We start from the raw sequence: 6,605 nt of genomic DNA, 5'->3' as shown, positions 1-6,605 counted from the left end.
GTTTATTTCAGCCGGGGGGGAGGCGGGTAGACCTGCTTTGGGGGGGGGTTTTTGCGGGGATCGCGCCGAATTGTCACAAACCAACAACCGGGGGGGGGGGTGAGCGGTTGGGACCCCCCCCCACAGTGTTACCTGCCTAGAACTGTTGTCTTACTTGGATTTACGAGGTCCCGGCATAGCCGCACCTGGACGGGCGGTGGTCAACCTCGTGACCCAACCACTGACGGGCCACTTCTTCAGGCCGACGTTGTGGGGGGTGACTTCCGTTCCGACGTACTTGGCAGCAAGCTCGTCGTCGACGGTTCCGTTGAACCGCCACAGTTGGCTTCCGTCGGCATTGCGGGTGGACACCTCCCATGACTGAGCACGGAATGCACCACGAATGATGCTGTCCGCAAACACCAGAACCGGGATGCCGATCTCGGCGCGGACAGCCGCACCGGCAGACCACTCGGCGCGCGCGAGTTCGTAGATCTCTTCCGGCGTTGCTCCCGGACGGGAGGAGGCCGGTACATGAAGGACGATGCTCGGTGTCGGGAGTTCCGGCGCGGGATCCGCCGAGTACCGCAAGGCGAGTTCCTCGACGCGGGTCGCACGGGCGTCCTTTTCCGAGGTATCGCCAGCGAGGTTGGTCAGGCCGTCTCCCGCGTCGGTGATCCGCAAGGCTTCCACGATTCCGCAGACGACTTCTCCGGTTGTGGCGGCCGAATCGGTGGCGGCGGAGACCGAGCGGAGGAGTACGAAGTGCTCCACCGCTGACCCCGCGTCGTAAATTTCGCGGATCCGAGCGATCTTGGCTGCGGTCACAGCAGTATTCGACTCGGCTGGGCCGTCCGCTCCTTCGAGATTCGCGAGTTCACCGAGCGCTTCGAATACCGGCGCGAACACTTGGTTTCCCGTGCCGTGCCCGACATGAAATACCTGGTCGTTGCGCGGGTCGCGCAAAGCAAAGACATACTGCCCCAGCCTCTTCCCGACCTTTTCGGTAAACGGCTGCGGAGCCGGCTTCCTGACGACGACCTCGGTGGACAGAGTGCGCATCACGGCCAGACGAAGTGCGTCGGGCACGCTACTGGAACCGGCAGCACCGGAAAAGATTGCCGCCGAAGCAGCGCTGATCGAGGTGAACGTGCGGCCGACTTGCTTCTCGAGAGATGCAGAGACCGTACCGACCGCAGTCAGTTTTGCATCGAGGGTGCCGTCACCCTCGACAAGGAACTCCTTGATCAACGGAGCAACGAGCAGGGTGGAGCCGATAGCGCGAGGAACTGTCCAGACAATAGCCATGGCACGAGCCTAGGCGATCACTTCGAGACGCGAGGCGAACGCGACTCAGCCCGCCGCTGCCGGCCCGGCCAGTCCCTGCACAAGAAGGTTCCACGCTGAGTGCGCGACTTCTCTTCGCGAGCTCTCGGCGGTCCGTTCCATGATCGCGGCAAACATGGCGATCGCCAGGATCACGTCCTCAGCAGTCACGGACTCGCGTATCTTCCCAGCTCGACGCGCCTCCTCGAGACGTCCTTCGAGGAGATCGGTCAAACGTGTGCCGGCCGAATTCAGTCGAGAGTCGCCGAAGGAGACAGGCTTGATGACCTCCACGAACACGATCGAGGTAGTGATCTGGTCGACCAACAAACGAAAAAGATCGTCGAGAGTCGAATCCGGATCGGCAGCCAAGTCCTGCAGCTCGACGATGTTCTCGTCGAACACCGCGAGCGCAAGGCTTTCGCGCGTGGGAAAGTGCCGGTAGAGGCTGCCCTGGCCGACTCCTGCAGTACGGGCGATCAGGCTGAGCGGAGCAGCAAAACCCTGAGTGGCGAACACCTCGCGTGCTGCTGAGACGAGCGCCGCACGATTGCGCGCCGCGTCTCTCGGCCCTCTGTTGAGGGATCCGCTATTGACGCGGCCAGACGATGTCACGCACACTACGATACCAACCGGACAGCATTGTCCGGTTGGTTGCGGCCCGACACCGGTTCACACCCCGACCCGACCGTCGTGAGCGCTCGAACACGCGCCTGCCCTCCGTGCTGCCGCCCTCGAACCAGAAAACGACTGTCGGATCATGACGGCTACGCGGTCGGTCAAAGCCGTCGCGCTGGTGGCTGCGGCACTGATGCTGCTCGTACTCGGCGCAGCATTGCGTCCCCTGCTCGCGCCCGAGAACCACACGCAGACAGCTGTTCTGAGCGAAACCGAAATCGGATTCGTGCACGACATGGCAACCCACCATCAGCAGGCCCTCTTCATCCTCGCGCGTCTGAGTCCTGATGTGAACCCGGCGGTGACGAGGCTTGCCCAGCAGATCGACGATGTTCAGCGAACCGAGATCGGCGTCATGCTCGGCTGGCTCCGACTGGCGGATGTGCCACCGAACAGTAGAACGCCGATGGAGTGGATGGAAGCATCCGCGAGCGGCACGGGCGATGGCCATCATCACCCGGCACCCACTGCGATCGAGACCGACGCCGAAGTCATGCCAGGAATGGCTACGACCGAAGAACTCGAGAGATTGGGCGCCGCTCGAGGCAGCGATGCCGAGGTCCTGTTCCTTCAACTGATGGAACGCCACCACCGCGGCGGGATCGCCATGGCGCTGGCCGCCGATGCCCTACTCGAGAGCGGGCCAGTGAAACAGTCCGCCCGCGACATGATCAACACCCAGAGTCAGGAATCCGGGCTGATGGCGCTGATGCTCGGACAACGTGGGGCACAACCACTGCACTGACCCGCGTGTGCACTGACTACGATAGGTGTCGACCTGCGAACTACAGCGCCAACCGCGACGACGCCTCGTCCAGAAAGAATCGGCACTTCATCATGACCCTGCTCGTTCGCGGAATCGACTGGTCGAACCCGACAGCACCGCGGATTCGCTGCGTCGACGACACCACTTCCGCTACGACCTTCTTCACTCACGACTCGGTACTGCGATTCTCCGTCGACAAGGCGAAGGGCCGCCGTTGCCTCGGTTGGCGAGATCTCACCGCCGAAGGTCCGGGGCACTCGCCGTGCGACCGCGGGGCCATGGTCACCGCAGGAGGCCAATGCGACCGATGCCGAAATCGCGAGGGGTTCACAACAGTTCATCAGGCACACGTCAGCGGCGCGCACATTCATCCGAACGTGCGTACCTACCTCGCACAACCACAATGGCTCTACGTCGACGTATTCGCCGGCGGTCAGATGAAGGTGGGGACGGCGTCCGAGTTCCGCAAGCATCCGCGAGTCGCCGAGCAGGGAGCGGTCTGTGCATTGTTCGTAGCGCGGTCGACGGACGGTTACAGCATCCGTTCGCTCGAAGCCCGGGTGTCGGAAGAATTCCACTTGAGCCAGGCCATACGTACGTCTCGAAAGATCGAAGCACTGACGGGATCTTTGGATCGCGAAAAACTCCGAAAGTCGTTGCATCACTTCGTGTCGTCTGTCAAAGACGACCTGAATGACATCGGGTCGGACATCGACGGAATCGAGATCCTGGAGGTTCCCGAAGAATGGACGGCGCCGGCGTGTGCCGACGTGGTCTTCGATGCGGCACCGTTGATCGCGTATCCGCACACTTTCGAGTCCGGGGAGCATTCTCTGTATTTGGAGGGCCTTGCCGGTTCGATCGCATCGCTGCGGATCGACCCCGACCCTGAATCACCACGCTTTGTCGCGGACGTGTCCGGACTGGTCGGTCGAACCATCACCGTCGGCGAGTTCGTATCCCCTGGCGTGGCGATTCAGGAATCGTTGTTCTGAAAGTAAATCAGCAGCTTCCTGCGGTCGCTGCGGCGAATCCGCGAGTGACCTCGGCCTGTTCGTCGGCAGACAGGCTCGACCATTCCGGATAAGCCTGGATGGACGTCATCATGTCGTTTGCCAATGATTCACGCGTCATACCCATTTCCTCGCCCGACTGATCGATTGCAGGCTGGTACGCGTCGAGGTACCGGAGTACGTCGGCGCAGGCTTGCGCGTAGGTCCGCGGCAGCGCCGAGCTCGCATTCGGGCCCGAAGGAATCTCCGCCGGAGCGCTCGACTCGACCGACGGTGCCTCGGTAGTCAGGTCCGACGACGTCGCCGGAGCCTCGGATGACGCCGTCGGCGTCGCCGTGGTAGTCGCCGTGGTAGTCGCCGAAGGGGAGGAAGTAAGTGTTCCGACCTCGGTCGGCTTGTCTCCGTCAGAACCGCAGGCGACCAGCGCCACCAGCGAGCAGGCACCGATGAACCCGGTGATCGTTTTCTTCATCCTTCAAGGATGCCAGAGGGCAGCCGGCGTATGAACGGACCGGCTTAACCTGCCGGCGAGAATCGTCCATGCGGACCGTCGAATCCGGGAGCCTCGTCCGCCCAACTGCTCGATTGGACTGTATGCCCCCTCCACGAACCCATACTACCGTGACTTAACTAAAAAGTAACTATGGGTGGGATTGTCCGATCTGCCGCGTTCATCCGGAACGCTCCGATCGGAAATACTTCGTCTTTAAGGGGCTGGAACGAGTGGGACTTTTTCGTCGACGAGGTTCCCGGGAGGATGACGACGATCGCGGGCAAAACCTCGATCGCAGCGACCCCGGGTATGCCGCGTGGTTCGCGAACGTCGCCGACGCGGGCGGTCAACCGGTTCCGTACAAGCGGCCGCTGACCGCGCCGGTCTACCCGCAACTCCAGTCGCCGACACCGGACTACTCGCCAGACACCGGATGGCCACTCGACACACCCTCCGGGGACGGCTGGCTACCCGCCGACCGAATCGACGAATTCGAGTCGTCGAATGGCCGCTCATCTGCACCGAACGGAACAAGTCCTCAAATCTCACAAGCTGAACCGTTGCCGTCTGGCCCGCCGCCGATGCCGCAACCAACGATTCCACCTCGAAATGTACCGATGACTTCACCACCGAAGCATCACCTGGAGTCGCCCCGCGCGGCTCTGCCCTACCAAGGAGAAGCAATGAGCAACATCGACAAAATCCTCGGCGAATTGATGCGCATCGACGGCGCCAGCGGTGCAGCCGTAGTCGACGCCGACAGCGGCATGGTTCTCGGTATGAGCGGCAACCCGTCATTCAGCCTCGAGTACGCCGGCGCAGGCAACTCCGAGGTGGTGCGAGCAAAGCTCCGCACGATGAGTAACTTGGGGATTACCGACACTCTCGAAGACATTCTGATTACCCTGAGCAGCCAGTACCACCTCATTCGTGTACTCGAGACCCCTGGGCTGTCGACGCTGTTCGTGTACCTCGTATTGGACCGCGCACGTGGGAACCTGGCACTCGCTCGCCACAAGCTGGGCGAACAGACCCCAAAGATCGAGATCTGAAGCTTCCCCTCCTCGACAAGGCCCGGAGATCGCCGAACGGCGACACCCGGGCCTTGTTCGTTTCGCACCATCGATTTGCATACGACTTGCGGGCACCGATACTGAGACCGTGACTATCGCGGACACTCCTTGCGTGTGGTTGACCACCCTCCGAAGTGACGGCTCGCCGCACACGACTCCAGTCTGGTTCTTGCTGCGTCAGAACACATTCTGGATTCCGAGCGCCGAAAAGAATCGGAAGGTTCGGAACCTGCTGGACGACCCTCGGGTCTCGTTGGCGGTCGACGGCTCCACACGCGACCCGTGGGTCGCACAGGGACTCGGGACAATTCATCACGACGTCGGCGAATTCGGCGATCTCTTGAGACATTTCGGCGAGAAGTACGACGACTGGGATGCCGCGGACGAGACTCCCGACGGCCCGCGGGTTCTCATCTCGGTCCCGGTGACTCGGTGGCTCCTTCGACCGGACCGACAGACAGTGCCGGTTCGGCCCGAAATGTCGTGAATGACATACTTGTAGTTCATCTCTCGCAGAAATGGACTCTCACACATGGCACGCACGGCACATCACAGGCGCGGCATCACCGGCGTCACCATCGGCATCGCTGCCGTGATCGTGCTGGGAGGCTGCGCCAATTCGAAGGCCGCAGCACCCGAAACATCCTCTCTCGGTTCAGGAATCGGATCCGGCGTAACGACGACGGTTGTGGCCGGCGCCTCGACGCCGTCGTCCGCCACAGCTGAACTGCTGGCGCAGATCCCGATCAAGGGACGCGCACCCAAGACCGGATACGACCGCGCCCTGTTCGGTACGGCCTGGACGGACGACGTCACCGTCGAGTTCGGCCACAACGGCTGCGATACACGCAACGACATCCTGCGCCGCGACCTCACCGACCTGACATTCAAGGATGGCTCCAAAAGCTGCTCGGTCCAAACCGGAACGCTCCGTGACCCGTACACGAACAAGACCATCGCGTTCACTCGCGGCCAGGACACGTCTTCTGCAGTCCAGATCGACCATGTTGTCGCACTCTCGGACGCCTGGCAGAAGGGCGCACAACAGCTCGATACGCAAACGAGAACCAATCTCGCCAACGACCCTCGAAACCTGCGCGCTGTCGACGGACCCACGAACCAGAAGAAGTCGGATTCCGACGCGGCGTCGTGGCTGCCACCCAACAAGGCCTACCGCTGCCAGTACGTGACTGCTCAAGTGGAAGTCAAAGCGGCATACGGTTTGTGGGTCACCCAAGCCGAACACGACACCATCGCAGACATTCTCGCGACCTGCT

Annotated in this window: 7 protein-coding genes and 1 pseudogene; 5 read left to right on the top strand and 3 right to left on the bottom strand. The window is 62.0% G+C overall.

Features of this window, described 5'->3' with window-relative positions:
• Positions 1–150 precede the first annotated feature (150 nt).
• Positions 151–1,287 (bottom strand): GIY-YIG nuclease family protein, encoded by a 1,137-nt coding sequence (locus R4P65_RS24630; RefSeq protein WP_317828482.1) that lies wholly within the window; start codon positions 1,285–1,287, stop codon positions 151–153.
• 45 nt (positions 1,288–1,332) lie between these two features.
• The gene (locus R4P65_RS24625; protein WP_317828481.1) at positions 1,333–1,920 is read right to left on the bottom strand and encodes a helix-turn-helix domain-containing protein; all 588 of its coding nucleotides are present in this window, start codon (positions 1,918–1,920) and stop codon (positions 1,333–1,335) included.
• Between the two features lie 145 nt (positions 1,921–2,065).
• Here R4P65_RS24625 and R4P65_RS24620 point away from each other — a divergent pair, with 145 nt between their 5' ends.
• On the top strand, positions 2,066–2,728 hold the full coding sequence (locus tag R4P65_RS24620; protein ID WP_317828480.1) for a DUF305 domain-containing protein: 663 nt from the start codon (positions 2,066–2,068) through the stop codon (positions 2,726–2,728).
• Positions 2,729–2,820: 92 nt separating this feature from the next.
• Positions 2,821–3,744: a DUF2797 domain-containing protein gene (locus tag R4P65_RS24615; RefSeq protein WP_317828479.1), complete on the top strand. Its 924-nt coding sequence runs from the start codon at positions 2,821–2,823 to the stop codon at positions 3,742–3,744.
• A gap of 7 nt (positions 3,745–3,751) precedes the next feature.
• Here R4P65_RS24615 and R4P65_RS24610 read toward each other — a convergent pair whose 3' ends face one another.
• Complete coding sequence (locus tag R4P65_RS24610) at positions 3,752–4,234, bottom strand: hypothetical protein (protein WP_317828478.1); 483 nt, start codon at positions 4,232–4,234, stop codon at positions 3,752–3,754.
• A gap of 704 nt (positions 4,235–4,938) precedes the next feature.
• Between R4P65_RS24610 and R4P65_RS24605 the strand changes: the two genes are divergently transcribed.
• The 3 genes and pseudogenes from R4P65_RS24605 to R4P65_RS24595 all read left to right on the top strand — a co-directional run.
• Positions 4,939–5,307 (top strand): hypothetical protein, encoded by a 369-nt coding sequence (locus R4P65_RS24605; RefSeq protein ID WP_230815032.1) that lies wholly within the window; start codon positions 4,939–4,941, stop codon positions 5,305–5,307.
• A gap of 109 nt (positions 5,308–5,416) precedes the next feature.
• The gene (locus tag R4P65_RS24600) at positions 5,417–5,815 is read left to right on the top strand and encodes a pyridoxamine 5'-phosphate oxidase family protein (RefSeq protein WP_317828477.1); all 399 of its coding nucleotides are present in this window, start codon (positions 5,417–5,419) and stop codon (positions 5,813–5,815) included.
• Positions 5,816–5,860: 45 nt separating this feature from the next.
• Positions 5,861–6,604 (top strand): annotated as a pseudogene (locus R4P65_RS24595) (HNH endonuclease family protein); the annotation flags it as partial.
• Between the last annotated feature and the right edge of the window lies 1 nt (position 6,605).

The organism is Rhodococcus sp. IEGM 1318, from assembly GCF_033142465.1.
GTDB classification, from domain to species: domain Bacteria; phylum Actinomycetota; class Actinomycetes; order Mycobacteriales; family Mycobacteriaceae; genus Rhodococcus_F; species Rhodococcus_F qingshengii_B.
Note: the sequence above shows the minus strand (reverse complement) of the source record. Positions and strands in the feature narration are given on the sequence as shown.